The following is a 708-nucleotide window of genomic DNA, read 5'->3' as shown; positions in this document are numbered from 1 at the left end:
TAATAGTAGTCACCAGATTTCGATACAGACTACACCCTTCATGGCAGATTTGGGACGATTACCACAAATACCTAATGCGTATCAACCGAGTTATTTAGATGCGTATTCACCTAAAGCAGAACAGTTAGCTACTAAGATGAAAGCTATACATAGAAGAACTCAAGACTTCATCGTGGAGGCACAAGCAGATCAAGAGAAGTATGCAAATAGATCTAGAGATCGTATCAGTTATGAGGTAGGAGATTGGATACTCCTCCATAAAGATGCGTACATGCTGAGCAAAACTTATTATAAATTACAACCAGTATATTTTGGACCATATAGGATTGTGGCCAAATCAGGAGAACAAGCTTTCGAAGTTGATATACCAATAACGTCAAAGAAACATCGAGTAATCAATTCGAAATGGTTCCGCAAGTATAACGAACGATCAGAAAGTTATCCAAAGACACCACCACGTACACAATTAGAAGCCATAGAACGAGCCCAAAATAAAGAGATAATTGGCATTGCTGGATACAACAAAGAGGAAGAAACGTATGATGTCTACTGGCAAGATTGCCAACCTCAACATTCCAGTACAATCAAAAGAAAAATATTTGATAAATACGTCCCAGAAGTTCAGCGAAATTCGTTAATCGCGAACTTAGAGACGCTATACCCAGACTTAGTTTGAATCGGGACGATTCAAAAAGAAGAGGGGGAGAG

The 708-nt window shown here is 38.8% G+C and carries 1 protein-coding gene; it reads left to right on the top strand.

The window, feature by feature from the left end:
• Window positions 1-676: hypothetical protein (locus E2E34_RS37700; RefSeq protein ID WP_208765420.1), on the top strand; the 676-nt coding region annotated here is incomplete at its 5' end.
• Window positions 677-708 lie beyond the last annotated feature (32 nt).

The organism is Streptomyces albidochromogenes (genome assembly GCF_005981925.1).
GTDB lineage: Bacteria > Actinomycetota > Actinomycetes > Streptomycetales > Streptomycetaceae > Streptomyces > Streptomyces albidochromogenes.
This window is presented reverse-complemented; position numbering and strand designations above follow the sequence as displayed.